The sequence below is a fragment of the Vibrio sp. 10N.261.45.E2 genome (genome assembly GCF_002875705.1).
Lineage (GTDB): Bacteria > Pseudomonadota > Gammaproteobacteria > Enterobacterales > Vibrionaceae > Vibrio.
On the sequence record NZ_MCZZ01000105.1, the window covers coordinates 32,156 to 53,262 of the forward strand.

The window sequence follows — 21,107 nt, forward strand, 5'->3', positions numbered from 1 at the left end:
AAATAACCCCAGTTGATACTGGGGCTATGATTTTTACAAAAAGTTCAGTCTTTCTCTGAGCTGTTATGCGAACTTACGCACTTCGCCTTCACCGTCGATGTTCGACACACAACGACCACAAACTTTCTCGTGACCTTCGATAGTGCCTACATCTGGAGTGTGGTGCCAGCAACGGTCACACTTCTCAGCTTCAGTAGCTGCGACTTCAACGAATAGACCAGCAACGTCTGTCGCTTGAGCTGCATCAGACTTCTCGCTCAGTGGCTTAACAACAGCTGCAGAAGTGATAAGTACGAAACGTAGCTCATCTTCTAGCTTGTTGATTTTAGCTGCTAGTGCGTCGTCAGCGTATAGAGTTACTTCAGCTTGCAGTGCACCACCGATCGTTTTCTCTTTACGAGCATCTTCAAGAAGCTTGTTCACTGCGCCACGAACAGACTGGATTTCAGTCCAGAACTCGTTGTTTAACTCTTCGCCTTCAACAAGACCGAATAGGCCTTCGAACCACTCACCTGTAAACACGAACTTATCGCGCTGACCAGGCATTTCGTTCCAGATTTCATCTGCAGTGAACGACATGATAGGTGCCATCCAACGAACTAGAGCTTCTACGATGTAGTAAAGCGCAGTCTGACAGCTACGTTGAGCATGGCTGCCCTGTTTCGCTGTGTATTGACGGTCTTTGATTACGTCTAGGTAGAAAGAACCCATTTCGATAGAACAGAACTGCATTAGACGTTGAGTCACACCGTGAGTGTTGTACTCGCCGTATGCTTTAACAATCTCTTCTTGTGCAGCTTGAGCACGGCCAACAGCCCAGCGATCAAGTGCAACCATCTCTTCAGCTGGCACTAGGTCAGTTTCAGGGTTGAAACCATTCAAGTTAGCTAGGAAGAAACGTGCTGTGTTACGAATACGACGGTAAGCATCAGCTGAACGCTTCAGGATTTCATCAGAAACCGCAACTTCACCTGTGTAGTCTGTAGAAGCAACCCATAGACGCAGGATATCTGCACCTAGTTTGTTTGTTACGTCTTTAGGAGCAACAACGTTACCGATAGATTTAGACATCTTACGGCCGTTACCATCCACAACGAAACCGTGTGTTAGTACTTGCTTGTATGGTGCTTCGTCTTTCATCGCAATAGATGAAATTAGAGAAGACTGGAACCAGCCTCGGTGTTGGTCTGAACCTTCAAGGTAAAGATCAGCACTGTGCGTGCGCTCTTCGTTCGGGAAGTTGTACTCTTCGCGAGAATCAACAACTGAGAAGTGCGTAACGCCTGAGTCGAACCATACGTCTAGCGTATCCATTACTTTTTCGTACTTATCAGCGTCTTCTGCGCCCATAAGTTCAGCAGCGTCTACATCCCACCAAGCTTGAATGCCTTTCTCTTCAACGAGCTTCGCTACTTTTTCAATAAGTGCTGGGCTTTCTGGGTGAAGTTCTGCTGTTTCTTTATGAACGAACAGAGCAATTGGCACACCCCAAGTACGTTGACGAGAGATACACCACTCAGGGCGACCTTCAACCATACCTTCGATACGGCTTTGACCCCACTCAGGCAACCACTCAACACTCTTAATTGACTCTAGTGCTTTAGCACGTAGGCCAGCTTGATCCATAGAGATGAACCATTGTGGTGTTGCACGGAAGATGATTGGAGTTTTGTGTCTCCAACAGTGTGGGTAGCTGTGCTCGTAAGCGTGGTGATGCAGAAGTGCACCTTTCTCTTTTAGAACTTCTAAAACAGAGTCGTTCGCTTTAAATACGTGCTGACCGGCAAATAGCTCAGTATCAGGCAGGTAAACGCCGTTTGAACCTACTGGGTTAGCGATTTCTAGGTTGTACATCTTACCAACCACGAAATCCTCTTGACCATGACCAGGCGCAGTGTGAACCACACCAGTACCAGAATCAGTCGTAACGTGATCACCAAGGATCGCAGGAACTGTAAAGTCGTAGAACGGGTGGTTGAACTGAGAAAGCTCAAGATCAGCACCAGTTGCAAAACCTAGGTTATGGAAGTGCTCGATACCTGCACGATCCATTACGTCTTTTGCTAGTTCAGAAGCAACAACGATACGTTGAGCTGGCTGGTCGCCGTTCGCTTCAACTTGGATAAGCACGTATTCAAGATCATCACGTAGACATACTGCGCGGTTAGCAGGCAGAGTCCATGGTGTTGTTGTCCAGATAACGATAGAGATTTCGCCCTGACCAGCGTGGCCTTCAGCTAGAGTAAATTTCTCTAGAAGCGCCGCTTCGTCAGCTGCTGTAAATTTCACATCGATAGATGGAGAAACTTTATCTTTGTATTCAACTTCAGCTTCAGCCAGAGCAGAACCACAGTCAGTACACCAGTGAACAGGTTTGAAACCTTTAAGTAGGTGACCTTTGTCTGCGATCTTGCCTAGAGAACGAATGATGTTCGCTTCTGTGCCGAAATCCATAGTGCGGTAAGGTTTGTCCCACTCGCCCATGATACCAAGACGTTTAAAGCTCTCTTTCTGACCTTCAACTTGGCCCGCTGCGTACTTACGACACTCTTCGCGGAATTCAGCAGCCGAAATCTTCTGACCAGGCTTACCTTTCTTCTTCTCAACCATCAACTCGATTGGAAGACCGTGACAGTCCCAACCTGGGATGTACGGTGCATCAAAACCAGAAAGGGTCTTAGATTTAATAATAATGTCTTTAAGAATCTTGTTCAGCGCGTGGCCAATGTGAATGTCGCCGTTCGCGTATGGAGGGCCGTCATGCAGCACGAAAGATTTTTTGCCTTTCTTTGCCTTACGGATTTCACCGTAAAGGTCTTCTTTGTACCAACGCTTAAGCATTTCTGGTTCACGATTTGCCAGATTGCCGCGCATTGGGAACCCTGTTTCAGGTAAGTTCAGGGTATCTTTATAATCACTCATCGATTCTTAATTCCGTTATATTGGGCGAAGTTAGACATTATGTTAATCGGTGGAATCATCCGACTAATTCTTTAGCTGAAGCAGCCACACCCTTGCGGCTTCAGCATCCAATTCTATTTGATTTTTTAATGCGTCGAACGACTCAAACTTTATCTCGTCGCGCAGTTTGTGCAAAAGTCGTACTTCTAACTGTTTACCATATAAATTGGCTTTAAAGTCAAAAAAGTGCACTTCTAATTGCTGCCTTACGCCATTAACTGTTGGTCGTTGTCCAATATTAGCAACGCCACCGACAGGCACACCGTCGATATCCAATGCTTCAACAACATACACTCCCGATACAGGAGAAACACAACGCTTTAATGGAATATTAGCGGTAGGGAAACCGATAGTTCTCCCTAGTTTTCGACCATGGGACACTCGACCACTAATACTGTAATCACGTCCTAACATGGTAGCACTTGCAGCCAAGTCATCGACCGCTAATGCATTTCGTATCTCAGTACTGCTTACTCGTAATTGGTTTAAGCAATAGCTTTGGGTGCTTACCACCTCAAAACCGTACTTCTCGCCCGCCGCTTTGAGCATAGCGAAATTACCAGTGCGACCTTTACCAAAGCAAAAATCGTCACCAACCACCAAGAACTTCACACCAAGCTTATCAACCAAAAGATCCTTGATGAATGCTTCCGCAGATAAACTTGCAAAATACTGATTAAAATTAACACACAATAAGCGACTGATATCTAGCTTGCTCAGTTGCACGTATTTATCTCGTAAGCGAGTTAAACGTGCTGGCGCTCTATCTCGGGCAAACAGCTCCATAGGCTGTGGTTCAAACGTCATAACAACAGAAGGTAGTCCTAATGCTGCAGCTTGTTTAGAAACCTGACTCAGAACCTCTTGATGTCCTAAATGAACACCATCGAAGTTACCTATGGTTAATACACAGCCATGATGCTGCGCTTTAATATTGTGTATACCTCGGATCAGTTCCATTATGATCAGCTAAAACCTGTTATTTGCATCATTTATTGTGTGAAACCGACGGATTATATACTAATCAGTATTAATCTGTCGCTGCTTTTAAATGTTTTACTCGGATACCTAAAATCAGTACCGAAACAATATAAACAAAGCCACCAAGTCCAATCAAGCCTGTTAATGTCAGTGCTCTCTGACTAAAGCTCCATTCAAGCCAATGTTGCATATTATCCAGTTGCCATAAAATAGCGGCGACCATCACACCACCTGAGATAATCAATTTCCCACTAAACAACAAGGTTGTCTTCGTTAATTGATATACGCCCGCTAGGTGCAATCCACGATATAACAACGCCATATTCACAAAGGCAGACAAAGCCGTCGCAATCGCCAAACCAACATAACCATAGAAATAAGCAAAGATCGCGTTAAACACCATATTGGTCACCATCGCGATAATGCCGTACTTAACGGGTGTCTTGGTATCTTGGCGAGAGTAATAACCCGGAGCCAATACTTTGATCAGCATGAAGTTAAGCAAGCCAGACGCGTAAGCAACCAAAGACATCGACGCCTGCTGTACATCGTGTGGAGAGAACTCACCACGCATAAATAGCACCATCAGCATTGGTTTGGCTAAAACGATCAGACCTAGCATCGCAGGAATACCCAGCAGCAAAACCATGCGCACGCCCCAGTCCATAGTATGCGCAAATCCTTCTCCTTGAGCATCTACGTGTTTACGAGATAAAGCAGGAAGAATTACGGTCGCAATCGCAATACCGAATAAACCGAGAGGGAATTCAAGCAATCGATCTGAGTAGTACAACCAACTGATAGAGCCTGTTGTTAGGAAGCTGGCAATAAAGGTATCAAACAGTAAGTTAATTTGACTGACCGATACACCGAACAAAGCAGGGATCATCAGAGTGCGGATCTTAACAACGCCCGGATCTCTCCAGCCCCACTTCGGCTTAACCAATACACCCGCTTTGATCAAGAAAGGCATTTGGAAAAGAAATTGGACTAAACCACCCAGAAACACACCGATAGCCAAGCCGATTTCTGGCTGTTCTAAATTTGGAGAGATAAACCACGCAGCACCGATGATCATCACGTTCAAGAACACAGGAGTAAAAGAAGAGACAGCAAACTTACCTAATGTATTAAGAATTGCCCCAGATAAAGCAACAAAGGTGATAAACCATAAATAAGGAAAGGTAATCTTGAGCATAAAACTCGCTAGCTCAAATTTTGGTGCTGATGGACCATCATTTAACCAGTCGATAAACCACCCGGCACCAAACATCGCGGTGATCACGCCAGAGCCCAACACCCCGATAACGGTGACGATTGACACTAAAACCCCGAGCGTACCCGACACCTTAGCAATTAAATCGCGAGTCTTATCTTTATCACCTGCCGCGTGATATTCCGTTAATACAGGAACAAACGCTTGAGAAAACGCACCTTCTGCAAAAAGTCGACGTAAGAAATTAGGAATTTTATTAGCGAAGAAAAATACGTCGGCACTCGCTCCTGCTCCCATCAAATTTGCTACTACTACATCACGTACTAGCCCCAACACACGGGAAACAAAAGTCATTGCACTGACAATCAGGCCTGACTTTAATAGTCGTTTACTCACAGAAACCTCTGACACTGGTTGATTACTTTCAAGCGAGGATAAATACTATCCTATCCTAAGAAGCATATTTATTAGCATTGGTCTAAAAATGCTGTTAGAATCCCCGCCATCTTAACCGCGATGACCTTTCCATACCAAAGTTTGTTTGGCTACGATTGGTTTTTGCACAAATCATTTGACAATTAAGCGCTAATGAGGGATAGTCCTCGCCCTTAAATTGTCACCGAACTAAGTTTTTGGGAGTTAGACCCTTGGCAAACAGTAAATCTGCTAAGAAGCGCGCTATCCAAGCTGAGAAACGTCGCCAGCACAATGCTAGCCGTCGTTCTATGATGCGCACTTACATGAAAAAAACTATCGCAGCTATCGCAGCTGGCGATAAAGAAGCTGCAACTGCTGCTCTTGTAGAAGTTACACCTCTTCTAGACCGTATGGCGACTAAAGGCCTTATTCATAAGAATAAAGCTGCACGTCATAAGTCTCGTTTCGCTGCTGCAATCAAAGCTCTTTAATAGAAATTTGATTACAACGCAAAACGAAAAAAACCGGCTTAGGCCGGTTTTTTTATATCTAAATTTTGAGGAACACTTTTATTTACCGGTGGTTAATTAACTTAACAACCGCTAATTAGCTTACCGATAGACAACTAAGCAGCTAAAAAAACGAGAAAAGAAACAGAAAAGCAGATAGATAGATCGGTAAATAGATAGTCACTCACGTTCGACGTCAAATCCTAACACTTCCTTGTGTCGATCTTATTGCTGATAAGAAATCCCCCTCCCGCCAGCAACAAGCTACTTGCAGTAAATACCATGCAGTAGATTAATCATCGCTTTTACTTCTTCACTACTCAATGTGTAATACACAGTTTGAGCTTCTTTGCGAGTTTCGACCAAACCATCTCTTCTCAACCAAGCAAGGTGTTGAGATAAAGCAGACTGACTCAGTTCCAACTTGCCACACAACTCCCCAACCGACAGCTCAGTACCATGTAATAGGCACAAAATCTGTAAGCGACGTTCGTTAGCCATGGCTTTGAGTAGAATCACAGCTTGTGCTGAGTTCTTCTCCATCTCTTTTAAGTTCATAGTTTGGCTCCCTACAACCTTTACGCCAACTACGGGCTATCAGTATTTCCGGCATATGGTGGAGCTATGATAATCGATATAAATTCATTAACAAACTAACTCATTCGAACAATTTGCTAAAATCTGCGTCACATACGTTTTTTACTGCTGGATGTTGGATCATCCTCTCAGCAAATATGACGTAGTACTCCTCTTTTAACTCTTCAATACCACCTAATAATTGCAATGATGTGTCATCTTCAACTTCAGACATATAAAGCGTTGGTGCTAAAAATATGGCGTCATCATGATAACGAGCAAAAGCCTTCATCAATGCGGCATCATCAAATTCACCTAAAATATCTGGCTTAAGCCCTTGTCTATCAAACCACTGCAGCACTTTACGTCCCATTGAGGTTCGGCTACCAGGGATCAAAAGCTTTCTTTGCTCCAATACAGCAGGGAAACTAACACCTTCAACCTTGCCTGAACTGAAAAAGCTCATTCCACTCTCACCCAACTTTTTGCTGAATAGGCCAGGGCTTTGACTCGAATCCACCGGACAGTCAGACAAAATCATATCCAGCTTATGCTGAGAGAGTTGCTCAAGTAGCATTTCATGAGTCGATTCAAAACAGCGCAAATGGATGCTGTTATCAGGAGGAATGGTCGACATCAATATCTTACTGACGAGTCTTTTAGACAGCGCATCCGCAACACCAACATCAAACAAAATATTGGAGTGCTGACTGTAATTCACGATATCCAGCATCTCATAACTCAATCCAAACATACGATCGGCATATTTAAAGACCAATTGACCAAGCTCTGTAGGCTCAACACTTCGACCATTACGCTTGGTCAACTTGCCGTCCATGCGCTCTTCTAAGGCTTTTATCTGACCCGTTACTGTTTGTGGTGTTAGAAATAAGGCTTCTGCAGCTTTAGTAACAGAGCCTTGCTTGCAAACCATCCAGAAGTAATACAGATGGTTGTAGTTGAGATGCGACATAGATGTGCCGTAATAAAAGAGTAGATACCCTTTTATATCAAATATGACACCTCCACTCAACAAACTCGGAAAAACCTAACTAAACATGAATTTACCATTTATTTTTTCGAAGTGTCTGATTTCATAATGTAATATTTGGACGATTATTTTCAATTTTTTTCTAACTTTTAAGATCTATATCACCTATGCAAATCGATATTAAAACCAATAAAAACAACAACTTAAACAAACACCATTTCAAGCGTTAATATTTAAAGAGCAAATCATCACAAAAAAGTCTTACCTCAACCAAAATGTAATATTACTGAAATATTTGTTCTCTAACATCACGCTCAGATTAAACAAACAGACCAAACACAGACTTAAACGGTCCAATGGAGAAAACATTATGAACCAAGCTACTACTGCAGCAGCGCCTATCTCGAGCACTACTCGTTGGCTACGCTGGGCTAACTTGGCATTCATGCTTTACCTACTATTACTTTCAGTTTCAATGGTTGGTACAGGCTTCAAATGGGCAACAGGCGAGCAAGCAAAGGTTCTTTTCGAATTTGCTTCACACCCAGTTGCAGGCTTAATGATTGGTTTAGTAGCAACAGCACTTATTCAATCATCAAGTACAGTTACTTCAATTATCGTTGGCCTTGTGGCAGGTGGTTTACCTGTTGAGCTAGCAATTCCTATGATCATGGGTGCTAACATTGGTACTACGGTAACCAATACACTAGTCAGCCTTGGTCACGTTCGTTGTAAAGAAGAGTTCAAACGTGCATTCGCAAGTGCGACAATCCACGACTTCTTTAACCTATTAGCCGTTGCTATCTTCCTACCACTAGAGATGGCGTTTGGTATTCTAGAGAAGATTTCTCACTGGTTGGTATCTCCGATGCTAGCAACAGGTGACATGAGCATGGGTGGTCTTAACTTCATCAAGCCAATCACTAAACCAGTAGTAAGCGCGATTAAAGAGCCTCTATCAACATTTGGCGACACGGTTGGCGGCATCATGCTTATCGTTCTGGGTATCGCAACTATCTTCGTAGCTATCACAGTAATGGGTAAGCTGATGAAGAGCCTAATGGTTGGTCGTGCTCGTGAGATTCTAAAGAACGCAATCGGTCGTGGTCCAATCCACGGTATCGCTTCTGGCTCTATCGTTACTATCCTTGTTCAGTCTTCTTCTACGACAACAAGCTTGATGGTTCCACTAGTAGGTTCAGGTGTTCTTAAAGTACGTGACGTTTACCCATTCACTCTGGGTGCAAACATCGGTACATGTATTACCGCTCTACTTGCAGCGACAGCAGTATCTGGTGAGTTCGCAGTATTCGCACTACAAATTGCTCTAGTACACTTGGTGTTCAATATCATGGCAACGGTATTCATCTTCGGTATCCCGTTCCTACGTGAACTTCCAGTGAAAGCGGCAGACATGATTTCAGACATGGCTGTGAAGAACAAATCAGTAGTCGCTGGTTACCTTGTTGCAGTATTCCTTGTACTGCCAGGTACCGTGTTAGCTCTGACTGCTTAATAGCAAAACAAACATCGCTTATAGCAAAGCCCGCAACCTCATAGGTTGCGGGCTTTTTCTTTGAAGGAACAGATACGGGATGCGAGTGAACGAGTGACGAAAAGCGACTCTCTCTAATTATCTGCATTTTGATATTTCGTATCTAACTGACTCAAATCTAAACACGCTCTTCGCATCTCGTTTACTCGTATCTAGCTACCCTACTTACCTTGCTCATTACGCAGGTACATAATGGCAACCATACCAAAACCGATAAACTGCCATAAGTATTGCCCATCACTCGCACCTGTGATGGTTTGAGTGAAAGCCATACAAGCAGTCACAAATAGAGAAGCGAATGCGGCATAGAGCAACCACGGACGCTCTTTCCCCACCATGAACTCACCAGCAAGTACCGAGCGAATAACCAGTAAAAACGGAACACATTGCAAAGCAATTAGAATCGGGAACATAAAGTCGAACGTTGGGCTAAGTAAAGCGTGACCAACTTGGCTCTTATCCCAAGTACCGACAATATAGCCTTTCCAGCCAGCCCAAGTGTCTCCCGAATAAGCGGTATCGGGCGTAGCAAAGCCAAGTAACACGCCCATCACTTTGTCGATAAAGCCATTTTTGAACCAAAAAACGAATAAGAAGATCTGAATTGGAATGATCTGAAAAGCAAACTTCTTCAACATGTGTATACCCCAAATAATAAATGATTTGGTGACCAGTATGTGGAAGTCGGTATTTCTACGCTTGATGCAAGGCAATCGAGTCTGAGTCCAAACAATAATCAAACATGTTGAGAAGCCTGTTAGCACAAGGAAACCTTACGGAAATACCGGTGCCATTAGCTTTCACGAAACACCTTCACGTAAGATGTATTTCGTGGTTTAGGAAAGGTTTATTTTTTATAAAGACTCAATAAGATCAAACAGTTGACCGTTATGTTCTCTATTCACTTCGGTATAGCGCTGATAGTTGTATTGCGAACCTTTTGGATTGTCCGACAACTTGTCAGCCACGCTGAGCAGATAAAAGCTGATTGGGCTCGGCGTACTTTCGGCCGCATAAGAAAGGTAAGGGAAAGCTTGATTGGCATGTTGGTTGATTAATAGTGCAAGACCCAAGGTAAGATTAGCGATATCACAACGTGGATTCATCTCGAAGGCTTGCTTTGCTAATTGCAGTGCATGTTCGCGACCTTCTTGCTCATGATTTTGCAAATAAGCTAAGGATTCCGAATACGACAGTAAGGCATTGACCAGATAATTATCTCGCCCTTGCTGTTGAATCGTATCCAACTGAAGTGCAATTTCGTCAAATGGCTGACCACCTTTACCTTGGTAGAACAAAGATATTCCCTCAGAGATAACACTCCAATCATCGTAGTTATCAATAGAGGTCACTCGATGGCTTGCCACGCCGTATTCTGAGCTCATTGGAGCAATAATGGCTTTGATCTCGAGAATCACATCCCCAATGGCATCGAAGAAATTGTCTTGGCTAAAGCGCTTTTCCACTTTCTGACTTTGATTGGGTTGGCGGTTGTTTTGTACAAGCACGCTCAACACATAGTCACCGCCCTTTTGCTTGAGCCAACCTTTGAGCTCGACACCATTATTGGCCAGTGATTGCTTGCCTTGTTTCGATAGCTGAGAAAAGTGGTAACCCGATAGGTTTTTTGCCGAGTTCAGCCCGTAGAAAAGGTAGTTATAGACGCTTTCTGACATCTCATAATCGTTCGTAGAATCGAGTGTCATATCATGGATATAAACTGGAATCACATCACTTTGATGAGCAGAAATAACAGCAGTGTCATTGGTTGGGACATCGGTTTGCCACGCCCAAGTTGCTATTATGCCAACCGCTAATACTGCAGTAGCAGTAAGAGTGATGATCTTCTTTTTATAATAAGGAATTAGGGTTTTAGTTGCAGGTTGTGAGGCATCTTCTACAGAAGTAGCTTCAACATTCGGCTGAGTCACCTCAACATCGAACAGATAACCTTGTTTGGGAATGGTCTGAATAATACGATACGGACGTGATTTATCCTGAAGCTGACTGCGCAGTAAGCTGATAACCTGCCTGACCAAGTTGTCAGACACTTGAGTTCTTTGCCACACATCCGCGGCTATCTGCTGCGTACTCACCACTCGCCCACGATTTTCAATGAAATAGCTCAGCAACTTGGCTTGCAATGGCTCTAAATGAATTGCCTCATCATCAATCACCAACTGATTCTTCTCAGGATAAAATGAAATAGGAAAGTCATGTTGCAATACAAAGCAATGCGAGCGAGTCATAGCAGTTCTGTAGTTAGAAAAGACCCCACAAGATTATTGGTTTTACAAATAGTAAGCAAGCCAAGCATCAGAAATAAAAAAGGCTGCACAGTGGCAGCCTTCCTATCAAACAAAGCGGATTCGATTAAACCGAGAACGGGTACTTAATCGCTTCGTGGCATTCATAACCTTCAACCCAAAAGTCATCCATCGTTACCCAAGTTTCTAGATCTTCTAGAGACTTAATTTCTGGGTTGATATGGAATGTTGGGCCCGCTAGAGGCTCACGCTTCAACTGAATATCACGCATCGGCGCCAGCTGGTCTTCGTAGATATGAGCGTTAACGAGCTTGTGGTAAGCCACACCCGCTTTCTTGCCAGTGATTTGCGCCATGATAGCAAGGAAAACATACACTTGAACCATGTTAAAGTTCAGGCCTAGTGGGACATCACAAGAGCGTTGAGTGCTGTTTAAGTACAGAGTGTCACCAAGCAAAGAGAAGTGATGACTGTACATACACGGACGTAAACAACCCATGTGGAACTCACCAGGGTTGTAGAAGTTTAGAATTTCACCACGGTCATCAATACCGTTCGTAAGATCATCAACAATCTTCTTCAGTTGGTCGATATGACCACCGTCAGGTTTAGCCCATGCTCGCCCTTGAACGCCATAAACACGGCCCATGTCGTCTTCACCCTTACGGTGAGGATTATTCAGCCATGCTTCGTTCAGGTTCGAGTTCGCATCCCAAGTTTTAGTCCCTAGCTTACGAAAATCTTCAGCATTGTCGTAACCGCGGATGTAACCAAGCAGTTCAGCAACTGCCGCTTTCCAAAAGCTTTTACGCGTTGTTACCAGTGGGAATTGGTTATTACCAACATCATATTCAAGGTCAGCATTGATCACGGTTAGGCAGCGCTTGCCCGTGCGTTCATTTTCAATCCAAGTACCGTCATCAACGATACGCTGACAGAGATCTAAATACTGTTTCACACCAATTCCTTACTTCGTTTGTTGTGGTAATTCGTCTTTGTAGTGACCACGCTTGTATGCCCACACCATCATCAACACACCGATGATAACCATTGGCAGTGACAAAATTTGTCCCATAGAGATAAATCCACCGAACAAACCTAGGTGAGCATCAGGTTCACGTACGTATTCTACTAAGAAGCGGAATGTACCATATCCTGCTAGGAATAACCCTGATACAGAACCAAGAGGACGCGGCTTTTTGATAAACCAGTTCAAGATGAAGAACAGCACAATACCTTCAAGCGCCATCTCGTAAAGTTGAGATGGGTGACGAGGAAGCGGTCCACCGTTAGGGAAGACGATTGCCCATGGCACATCAGTCACACGGCCCCAAAGCTCACTGTTCATGAAGTTACCTAAGCGTCCCATGCCCAAACCAAATGGTACTAATGGTGCGATCATGTCTGCGACGCCAAAGAAGGTGCGACCGTTCTTTTTCGCATACCAGAACATCGCCGTAATCACGCCAAGCAAACCACCGTGGAAAGACATACCGCCAGTCCATACCTTAAATAGGTACAGTGGGTCAGCTAGGAAAAGATCAAAGTTGTAGAAAAGTACGTAGCCAATACGACCGCCTAGTACCACACCTAGAAAGCCAGCAAACAGTAAGTCTGATACTTGCTCACGAGTCCAACCGCTACCCGGTTGATCAGCTCGGCGATTTGCTAACCAAAGAGCAAACATAAAACCGACAAGGTACATTAAGCCATACCAACGAACTGAGATTGGTCCTAGTTCAATAAGAACAGGATCGATATTTGGGAATTCGATAAAACCCTGAGACATACTTGGCTCTCTATCTAAATTGATTAACGGTTAGCTCAATGGCCAACAAAAAAAGACACTACAGCAGCATTGTGGCTGCTATAAACATTAAAAACACCGCAAAGAATTTCTTCAAAACAGGAGTTGGTAATTGCGTGGCCAGTTTCGCCCCCACTCGGGTAGTCAAAACTGAGGTACAAGATATCGCGATCAAAGCCGGTAGATAAACGTAACCTAAGCTATATGCGGGAAGATCATCGACGGAAGAACCATGCCAAATGAAGCCTAGCATTCCCGAAATAGCGATAACACAACCGCACACAGAGGATGAACCCACAGCTTTACGCATTTCCACACCGTGATGGTTAAGGAAAGGCACCGATAAAGACCCACCGCCAATACCCGCCAAGCTTGATACCAAACCAATACCGCCACCGCACAACACGGTTTTAGCTGGAGTCGGCATCGACTTTTGGCTCTTAGAGCGAATCGACAACAGCATCTGCAGCGCCAGTACCAACACGATCACACCAAATACTTTTGGTAGGTATTGAGCTGGAATCACGTCGGCCACGAAAGAACCGAGGAAGCCACCTATCACGACACCTGGCATCAACCACTTCACGACAAATATCTCTACGTTACCCAACTTTAAATGGTTAATCGCAGACGATCCCGACGTAACAATGATGGTTGATAGCGAAGTAGCCAATGCCATTTGCATTGCAAACTCTTGAGGAATACCCGCTTTAGGAAGCAAAAACAGTAAGGCTGGAACCACCAGCAAACCACCACCAATGCCTAGCAAGCCAGCTAAAACACCAACAATAGCACCAAGGCTTGCTAACAAACCTATCAGTTCATATGACACGTTAAATCCTATTTTTTACCTGCTCGAATGAAGCCTGTAAATTCACGCTCTTCGAAATAGTTCAGCATCATACTATAGATGTCACTACCATACGGTTTTGAAAGTGCCTTATTTGCCAAATCCTGTAATTCGCTTAAGTTAGATTGGCGAATCAGGTATTTGGTTCTAGCCACATTCGAGGTGTTCATACTTAACGTCTGGTACCCCAATCCAAGCAGTAACAGTGCGCCCATAGGATCGCCGGCGAGCTCGCCACAAATACACACAGGTAATTGATATTGCTTACAAGTATCATGAATTTGTTTTAATGCCATGATCACTGCTGGGTGCATAGATTCATAGACATCAGAGACTCGGGAATTGTTCCGATCAACGGCCAATAAATATTGGGTTAAGTCATTGGTGCCGACAGAGACAAAATCGACCTTATCGGCTATCAGTGGCAACAGGTAAAGCATTGAAGGCACTTCGATCATGATACCAATACGAGGCATCCGCACTCGGTTATCAAGTTCATGCACTTCATCATAGGCTTGCTCAATCAACTGTAACGCATCATCCAACTCCTGAGCGCCCGAGATCATCGGTAGCAAAATACTCAGATTGTGGCTTTCACAACTCGCGCGCAGCATGGCACGCAGTTGAATAATAAAGATGTCAGGATGATCGAGCGTAAAACGAATACCACGCCAACCAAGAAATGGGTTGTCCTCTTCGATCGGAAAATAAGGTAAGGCCTTATCACCACCGATATCGAGCGTACGCATCACCACTTGTTTCTCTGGATAACTTGCCAACACAGATCGGTACTGCTTGAACTGTTCGTCCTCTGACGGGAACCTCTGTTGCAACAAGAAAGAGATTTCAGTTCGATACAGCCCTACTCCATCAACCCCTTGGTTGATAGCAATGTTCGTATCGGCACTCAAACCCGCATTAAGCAGAATTTCGACCAGCTTGTCGTCTTGCGTTTTTGCCGGAAGGTACAGTTCGCGATTGACCATAGAGGAGAGCTCACTCTCTTCTAAAATCAGCCCACGATACTCTTTAAGCAGATTTTTAGTCGGCTCAATGAAGATCTCACCGCTATACCCATCAACAATCGCTCGTTTACCATTGGCTTGAGCTAGGTTGAGGTTTACCCCCATGACAGAAGGAATGCCAAGAGCCCGAGATAAAATCGCTGCGTGCGAATTCGCCGCCCCTTCCAAAGAAATAACAGCCAATAGCTTTTCTTTTGGAATAGACGCTAAGACCGAAGCGGTTAATTCACGAACCACTAAAATAATCGGCTTATCTAACGTGCGGAGTTCATGTTCAGAGTTGTGGAGGAAATAGAGTAGCCTTTGCCCGAGCTCTCGAATGTCTTGTGCTCTCTCGCGAAGGTACACATCGGACATACGAGCAAAGCGATTCGAGTAGCTTTCAACCACCTGTCTTAATGCCCAGTCGGCCTTATCGCCTTTCTGGATTTGGCTTTTCAGATCCTTACGCAACATCGGATCATTGAGTAAGTGAGTAAACAGGTCAAAGATCGCCAACGCGTCTTTGTTAATTTCGCTATCTAAGCGCTTTCGCATGCGCTTAAAATCGTTGAGGGCGTTTTCAACCGCTACCGCCAACAACTCATGCTCTCTTTCAACATTAAGCGTTGAAGCGGGATAAACATCGGTTAATTCTGGTTGCGTGTTATCCCACCATAAATCACCAATCGCCACGCCCGATGAAGCGGCAATACCTTTAGTTGCAGGTAGCTTCTGTTGTTCTAATAACCAATGACCTTGAGTTTGGGCGTGCGCCACAATAACCGCAAGTTGTGCAGAGAGCGTGACAAGGAAGGATTCTTCCATCTCACTAAATAAACGAGGCGTCTTCTGTTGAATGACCAATACACCAAGCACTTGCTTGCGGTGGATGATCGGAGTACCGAGAAAAGAGTGATAGACGTTTTCTCCAAGCTCTGGAAAAAACTTATAAGCAGGGTGAGCAGACGCTTGTGCAAGGTTGATAGGTTCAGCACTTCTTTTAACTAAGCCAACCAGACCTTCGTCAAAACCAATGTGAATGCTATTGCCTTTGAAGATCAGGCCTTGAGTTGCCATCAACTCAAGGCGCTGCATATCATTATTTGCCAAATACACGGTGCAACATTCTGTCTGCATCGCACTGCATGTCTCTTTAACCAAAATATCAAGAGCCGTCGACACATCTTCAACTCTTGATACGTGTTCAACTATTTCCCTTAGTTGACTGAGCATGCTTAACCTCTACGCAATTTGCGCTTTCCTTTTATTTTTCGCTCTTTAAACGGCATTGCTAAAGATGCGAACTCTTTCATCGCTCGACGGTAAACATCTCGCTTGAAAGAAACAACTTGTCGAACCGGGTACCAGTAACTCACCCAACGCCAACCATCAAACTCAGGTGTACTTCCACGCTGCATATTGATATGCGACTCATCGCAATCTAAGCGCAAAAGGAACCACTTCTGTTTTTGTCCAATACAGACAGGTTTAGAATCCCACCGAACCAGTCGTTTGGGTAGCTTATAGCGTAACCAATGACGACTTGTCGCGACGATCTTTACATCCTTTTTAGTAAGGCCAACCTCTTCATACAACTCGCGGTACATTGCCTGTTCCGGAGTCTCACCTTCATCTATTCCCCCTTGAGGGAATTGCCATGAATGTTGCCCGTATCGTTTAGCCCAGAAGACCTGACCATGGTTGTTACAGATTACAATACCAACATTTAATCGGTAACCATCGCCATCTATCACTGGCCAACCTCTATCTAAATTTTTAATTACTCTGATTTTTCCACATATCCCCAATCGGAGCAAACTTAGTGACGTGATAAGCGCTATATTTATGAATAATAACTAGGAATATGGATAAGTTTTGCCCAAATTCTAGTTACCCACACAATAGTGAGACATAGACCACATTTATTCACCTTTTCTGTGAATAACTATGTGAAGAATTACCCGCAATCGTTTTTTTTAATCCATAGATTCATCAACACTAAAAACAACAAGTCAACAAAATCCATTTTATCTTTATATAAATCAGTATATTAAAATATAATTTTGGTTTTAAAAAACATTTGGAATGTAAAAGATCTTTCAGAAACCTGACATGGTTAAAGATCAACCACTCCGATGTTTATCCACACTGGTAAGTGAAAGATTCATTTTACCCCCCATTTGGCAAGCATTTTATCCACCATAAACCCCTGTTTATTTATCCACTAAATTAATATTTCAATTAATTACCTTTATGTCCTGTGGATAACCCTGACTTTGATCCCTTTTCTTGTAGGGAGATCATTTCTTAACCAGTCGTCATTTGGTGACAAGTTCTGATAAAATCGTTTTTTTGATCATACCTTTTATTATGAAACCAGAACCACAAACACAACAAGAGCTATTAGACAGGGCCTATGCGATTGCAGGAATGACTTTCAAAGAGCTCGCTGACGAAGCCGAGATGGTGATGCCAAACGACCTTAAGCGTGATAAAGGCTGGGTTGGGCAACTGTTGGAATGGCACTTGGGTGCACCTGCAGGCAGCAAGCCAGAACAAGATTTTGCCAAGCTCGGTATTGAGCTCAAAAGCATCCCAATTGGCTACTCTGGAAAGCCACTCGAAACCACGTTTGTTTGTGTCGCTCCACTAATGGGGGTGCAAGGCATAACTTGGGAAACTAGCCACGTTCGAAACAAGCTGTCTAAGGTGTTGTGGATCCCTGTCGAGGGAGAAAGAGAGATCCCGCTGGCAGAGAGACATGTAGGATCCCCTTTATTATGGACACCTAGCCAAGCTGAAGACGAACTCTTGAAAAGGGATTGGGAAGAACTGATGGAGTTGATCGTGTTAGGCAATGTTGAGCAGATAACAGCAAGACACGGTGAAGCACTGCATTTGCGTCCAAAAGCCGCCAACAGTCGAGTGTTAACCGAAGCTTACGGTGCAAGTGGAAAACCTATCAAAACTAAACCACGTGGTTTCTATCTACGAACTCAATTCACCCACAAATTACTGACAACACATTACGCATAGTTCGTTTAATCTATCCTCGGTAGCGAAAACTATCAATGCGTTACAAAAGAGCCTGTAATTAGAATCAATCTCTAACTATATACACGCTCTAATGAGGTTTAAGCGCCAATTCAATATCACAATAGCTTTGGCTTGGCTCGTTACCAAACTCATCATACGCGTTGTGTAAACGAAGATACGCCTTTTCAAAGCCGAGCCGGAGTAACTCCTCTTTCACTTGATCCAAGGATCCAAAGTGAAGCGGCTCACCGTCTTGCTTTACTGGTTCTAGCTTGTGTTTGTATTCCACCGCCAATAGATATTCTGAAATATCAGAACAACCAATAACGTATACTTTGGGTGTTTGATAAGAGTCTTTGTGCTCTCCATGTAACCACATATCTAATTGATGCTTCTGCATAGCCGGCCTCCCTTGCTCTCTATAGCTTAGCCGAACTATTTACCTTTACTAGATAACGACTTAAAAAAGCAAAAAAGAGAAGCAAGAGCTTCTCTTTTTTGGCCAGTTCTAGTTCAAAAGCTTGCACTTTCGACGCCATAACTATCACTGTGACTTATCTCTGGGGTTGAACGGTGCCACCAACCCCGCAGATTACGTCGGTATTCGCGAACTTAAGACACGACGAAGGTGACGGACTCGACGTTCAATAGTGACGACTTCTGGTTCAGAAAACCCAATAGGTCGACCGTCAGCTTCAAGACCAATATCTCTTAATAAGTGAGTATTGTTCCACGGCAGATCGTATGAACTACGACGAACTTTTCGTTGCCATTCACGCTCTTCACGACGAAGATCGGCACGGATAAGGACTGTTGCTAATTTTAAATATACTGAGTGACGCATAATAACTCTCCAGTTGTTGAATCAACTGAGGAAAAATAGCGTGTTAGATAGTATGAGGGTTTCTCACTTAGCTGCTATTTTTCCGCAGCCAAATAAGGGTACGGATCTATTAGTTAGGTTTATCTTGGGTGTTTCGATCGGCCATGGCTGATGTTTGTAACATATCAGTCACCATGTCAGTACACGGATCAAACGAAGCGCAAATATGCTGTATAAAATCGAAATGTTTCATTTGCGCCTCCAAGCTAACTAAAAAATCCAAAAAGAAATGGGGTAGTAAAAGCAGACAAGTCTTTGTTAAATCGTTGCTTTCACGGTTAAAGTCTAACCAAGTGAGTATATTATTCAACCGCTAATTTGTTAACATTTTTAAAACAATGCATTCGCCTGAAATATCAGTTGCATATTCATTTGCATATAACATATTCACTATGATTATATAAAATCGCAGCATATTTATCTTAAGGCTGCTCGATAAAACAACGGACTATCCTTCAGAAACATAAAAGCCACGCAGATACGTGGCTCTTAAATTGGTAACGTTCGAATAAAGTCACTGAAAAAAGACTCTAAACAACGCCCTCAGAGATTAAGCTGTGTTTATTGAGTAATCGGTACATAGTCGCTCGTGATACACCGAGCTCTTTAGCTGCCAACGAAACCTGACCACCGTATGATTCCAAAACAATTAGCAACGCATCGCGCTCTGAACGTTCACGAATACTCTTCAAGCTTCGGCGTTCCTCATTCTGTTTTGGTAAATCTAGTTGGTGATCCTCAATGATCACTGCATCAGACATCAACACAACACGCTTGATCTGGTTCATCAGCTCGCGCACATTGCCAGGCCAATGGTAGCGATTCATAGAACGGATAGCATCGTCTGAAAAGCTCTTAGCCTGAGCATTAAACTCTTTCGAGTACTCACGCAGGAAATGATTCGCCAGTACTGAAATATCACTCACACGCTCTTTCAAGCTCGGAACATGAATACGCAGAACATTGATGTAGTGATAAAGCTCTTCATTGAAGTCCCCTTCTATTAAGGCTTTTTCAATATCAGAGGAGTTCGCAGCCAGAATACGCACATCGACAGATTTAGGTCCATTCGCAGTTTCAATCTTACCCTCTTGTAGAAAGCGCAGCAGATTCAATTGTTGATTGCGTGGCATCGCTAAAACATCATTAAGCAAGATGGTACCGCCATCGGCTTCTTCCAACATACACGGCGCGGTCGCTGGCTGTGATGAAATACCAAACACTTCGGCCTCTATTCTCATTTCAGACAAGGCACGACAGTTAACCGTTAAAAATGGCTTCTGTGCTCGCGACGAGTTTTGGTGAATAGAGCGTGCAATCGTCTCTTTACCAGCCCCGCTCTCACCATAAATCAAGATACTGACATCGGTAGGCCCAATACGCTTTACTTGGTCTCTCAAGCGCTTCACAGCCACCGAATCGCCTAGAAGGCCCATGTTGTTATTGATGCCGTAATTTGGCCATACCTTCTGCTCAAGCTTAAGCATGCCCAGTTGGTGACCAATGGTACTCAACAACTGAGCATCTGGGATTGGCGCCGTGAAAAAGTCGATACAGAAGTTAACGATAAACTGGCAAATCGTATCAGAGCTTAATTGAGATTCACGGATAAAAGCGAGCCATCTCACCTGCTTGTTATTGCTCACAAGGTTAGCAATACCGTTGAGACTGAACTCATCATGACTAAGATCCACAATACCAATGCATGGGCCAATATCCGCAATCAAGGCATCGGCTTTTCGTAAATCTGCACACTGGGTACACTGCCAACCCACTTGTTCTAACACGGATAACCAGGGTTCGTACGCACCACCAACGACGATAAGAGAACCTGGTAAGGAATCCATCTTAAATTGAGTTCCCATCCTTCTTCCTTATTCTATTTTTATTTAAAATCAGGCTAATACGAGTCACTGCTTCATCGTCAGACAAAATGCCATGAGATCGTATTCAGCGCAGAGACGTATAGTAGTGAGACTATCTTAGATTTTATGTCTCAATAGTAAGACTATGTCAGAAATAACGATTTTTCGAATCAAGAGTGCGGTACA

The 21,107-nt window shown here is 43.8% G+C and carries 18 protein-coding genes; 3 read left to right on the plus strand and 15 right to left on the minus strand.

The features are described from left to right. Window positions 1–63: 63 nt before the first annotated feature. From ileS to murJ, 3 genes are all read right to left on the minus strand, one after another. Window positions 64–2,922, minus strand: a complete 2,859-nt coding sequence (gene ileS / locus BCT34_RS06335) for an isoleucine--tRNA ligase (RefSeq protein WP_076655162.1) — start codon at window positions 2,920–2,922, stop codon at window positions 64–66. Between the two features lie 63 nt (window positions 2,923–2,985). After that, window positions 2,986–3,921, minus strand: coding sequence for a bifunctional riboflavin kinase/FAD synthetase (gene ribF / locus BCT34_RS06340; protein ID WP_048658066.1), 936 nt, complete (start codon window positions 3,919–3,921; stop codon window positions 2,986–2,988). 70 nt (window positions 3,922–3,991) lie between these two features. Then, window positions 3,992–5,554, minus strand: a complete 1,563-nt coding sequence (gene murJ, locus BCT34_RS06345; protein ID WP_076655209.1) for a murein biosynthesis integral membrane protein MurJ — start codon at window positions 5,552–5,554, stop codon at window positions 3,992–3,994. A gap of 251 nt (window positions 5,555–5,805) precedes the next feature. Between murJ and rpsT the strand changes: the two genes are divergently transcribed. Next, entirely contained in the window at window positions 5,806–6,066 is a 261-nt protein-coding gene (rpsT, locus tag BCT34_RS06350) for a 30S ribosomal protein S20 (protein WP_004739529.1), read from the plus strand. A gap of 282 nt (window positions 6,067–6,348) precedes the next feature. Here rpsT and BCT34_RS06355 read toward each other — a convergent pair whose 3' ends face one another. After that, window positions 6,349–6,642 (minus strand): metalloregulator ArsR/SmtB family transcription factor, encoded by a 294-nt coding sequence (locus BCT34_RS06355; RefSeq protein WP_004735028.1) that lies wholly within the window; start codon window positions 6,640–6,642, stop codon window positions 6,349–6,351. A gap of 100 nt (window positions 6,643–6,742) precedes the next feature. Beyond that, a complete protein-coding gene (gene nhaR / locus BCT34_RS06360; protein ID WP_076655165.1) occupies window positions 6,743–7,633 on the minus strand; it encodes a transcriptional activator NhaR in 891 nt (296 codons plus the stop codon). A 388-nt stretch (window positions 7,634–8,021) separates the two neighbouring features. On the opposite strand from nhaR, the gene BCT34_RS06365 reads away from it, so the two are divergent. Next, window positions 8,022–9,167, plus strand: coding sequence for a Na/Pi symporter (locus BCT34_RS06365; protein WP_048662115.1), 1,146 nt, complete (start codon window positions 8,022–8,024; stop codon window positions 9,165–9,167). 200 nt (window positions 9,168–9,367) lie between these two features. Here BCT34_RS06365 and BCT34_RS06370 read toward each other — a convergent pair whose 3' ends face one another. The 7 genes from BCT34_RS06370 to rppH form a co-directional block, all read right to left on the minus strand. Continuing rightward, window positions 9,368–9,844 carry a hypothetical protein gene (locus BCT34_RS06370; RefSeq protein WP_076655167.1) on the minus strand — a complete coding sequence of 159 codons (477 nt, stop codon included), beginning with the start codon at window positions 9,842–9,844 and terminating at the stop codon, window positions 9,368–9,370. Between the two features lie 216 nt (window positions 9,845–10,060). After that, window positions 10,061–11,455: a transcriptional regulator gene (locus tag BCT34_RS06375; RefSeq protein WP_076655170.1), complete on the minus strand. Its 1,395-nt coding sequence runs from the start codon at window positions 11,453–11,455 to the stop codon at window positions 10,061–10,063. A gap of 124 nt (window positions 11,456–11,579) precedes the next feature. Continuing rightward, window positions 11,580–12,431, minus strand: a complete 852-nt coding sequence (locus BCT34_RS06380) for a thymidylate synthase (RefSeq protein ID WP_076655173.1) — start codon at window positions 12,429–12,431, stop codon at window positions 11,580–11,582. 9 nt (window positions 12,432–12,440) lie between these two features. Then, a complete protein-coding gene (lgt, locus tag BCT34_RS06385; protein ID WP_017059338.1) occupies window positions 12,441–13,262 on the minus strand; it encodes a prolipoprotein diacylglyceryl transferase in 822 nt (273 codons plus the stop codon). A 58-nt stretch (window positions 13,263–13,320) separates the two neighbouring features. Further along, window positions 13,321–14,112, minus strand: a complete 792-nt coding sequence (locus BCT34_RS06390; protein ID WP_076655175.1) for a sulfite exporter TauE/SafE family protein — start codon at window positions 14,110–14,112, stop codon at window positions 13,321–13,323. A gap of 8 nt (window positions 14,113–14,120) precedes the next feature. Continuing rightward, a complete protein-coding gene (ptsP, locus tag BCT34_RS06395; RefSeq protein ID WP_076655176.1) occupies window positions 14,121–16,370 on the minus strand; it encodes a phosphoenolpyruvate--protein phosphotransferase in 2,250 nt (749 codons plus the stop codon). Window positions 16,371–16,372: 2 nt separating this feature from the next. After that, window positions 16,373–16,891 (minus strand): RNA pyrophosphohydrolase, encoded by a 519-nt coding sequence (rppH, locus tag BCT34_RS06400; RefSeq protein WP_017059335.1) that lies wholly within the window; start codon window positions 16,889–16,891, stop codon window positions 16,373–16,375. Between the two features lie 616 nt (window positions 16,892–17,507). Here rppH and mutH point away from each other — a divergent pair. Continuing rightward, window positions 17,508–18,173 (plus strand): DNA mismatch repair endonuclease MutH, encoded by a 666-nt coding sequence (gene mutH, locus BCT34_RS06405; protein WP_076655211.1) that lies wholly within the window; start codon window positions 17,508–17,510, stop codon window positions 18,171–18,173. A gap of 88 nt (window positions 18,174–18,261) precedes the next feature. Here mutH and BCT34_RS06410 read toward each other — a convergent pair whose 3' ends face one another. The 3 genes from BCT34_RS06410 to vpsR all read right to left on the minus strand — a co-directional run bounded on the left by BCT34_RS06410 (window position 18,262) and on the right by vpsR (window position 20,921). Continuing rightward, window positions 18,262–18,573 carry a DUF6482 family protein gene (locus BCT34_RS06410; protein ID WP_004735016.1) on the minus strand — a complete coding sequence of 104 codons (312 nt, stop codon included), beginning with the start codon at window positions 18,571–18,573 and terminating at the stop codon, window positions 18,262–18,264. Window positions 18,574–18,765: 192 nt separating this feature from the next. Then, entirely contained in the window at window positions 18,766–19,017 is a 252-nt protein-coding gene (locus BCT34_RS06415; protein ID WP_017630218.1) for a hypothetical protein, read from the minus strand. Between the two features lie 569 nt (window positions 19,018–19,586). Further along, complete coding sequence (vpsR, locus tag BCT34_RS06425; protein WP_076655177.1) at window positions 19,587–20,921, minus strand: cyclic-di-GMP-binding transcriptional regulator VpsR; 1,335 nt, start codon at window positions 20,919–20,921, stop codon at window positions 19,587–19,589. Between the last annotated feature and the right edge of the window lie 186 nt (window positions 20,922–21,107).

Bases quoted from the DNA above. Each gene is read 5' to 3' on its own strand.
- ileS (WP_076655162.1), bottom strand. From the start codon at position 2,922: ATGAGTGATTATAAAGATACCCTGAACTTACCTGAAACAGGGTTCCCA.
- ribF (WP_048658066.1), bottom strand. From the start codon at position 3,921: ATGGAACTGATCCGAGGTATACACAATATTAAAGCGCAGCATCATGGC.
- BCT34_RS06355 (WP_004735028.1), bottom strand. From the start codon at position 6,642: ATGAACTTAAAAGAGATGGAGAAGAACTCAGCACAAGCTGTGATTCTA.
- nhaR (WP_076655165.1), bottom strand. From the start codon at position 7,633: ATGTCGCATCTCAACTACAACCATCTGTATTACTTCTGGATGGTTTGC.
- BCT34_RS06365 (WP_048662115.1), top strand. From the start codon at position 8,022: ATGAACCAAGCTACTACTGCAGCAGCGCCTATCTCGAGCACTACTCGT.
- BCT34_RS06370 (WP_076655167.1), bottom strand. From the start codon at position 9,844: ATGTTGAAGAAGTTTGCTTTTCAGATCATTCCAATTCAGATCTTCTTA.
- BCT34_RS06375 (WP_076655170.1), bottom strand. From the start codon at position 11,455: ATGACTCGCTCGCATTGCTTTGTATTGCAACATGACTTTCCTATTTCA.
- lgt (WP_017059338.1), bottom strand. From the start codon at position 13,262: ATGTCTCAGGGTTTTATCGAATTCCCAAATATCGATCCTGTTCTTATT.
- ptsP (WP_076655176.1), bottom strand. From the start codon at position 16,370: ATGCTCAGTCAACTAAGGGAAATAGTTGAACACGTATCAAGAGTTGAA.
- mutH (WP_076655211.1), top strand. From the start codon at position 17,508: ATGAAACCAGAACCACAAACACAACAAGAGCTATTAGACAGGGCCTAT.
- BCT34_RS06410 (WP_004735016.1), bottom strand. From the start codon at position 18,573: ATGCAGAAGCATCAATTAGATATGTGGTTACATGGAGAGCACAAAGAC.
- BCT34_RS06415 (WP_017630218.1), bottom strand. From the start codon at position 19,017: ATGCGTCACTCAGTATATTTAAAATTAGCAACAGTCCTTATCCGTGCC.
- vpsR (WP_076655177.1), bottom strand. From the start codon at position 20,921: ATGGGAACTCAATTTAAGATGGATTCCTTACCAGGTTCTCTTATCGTC.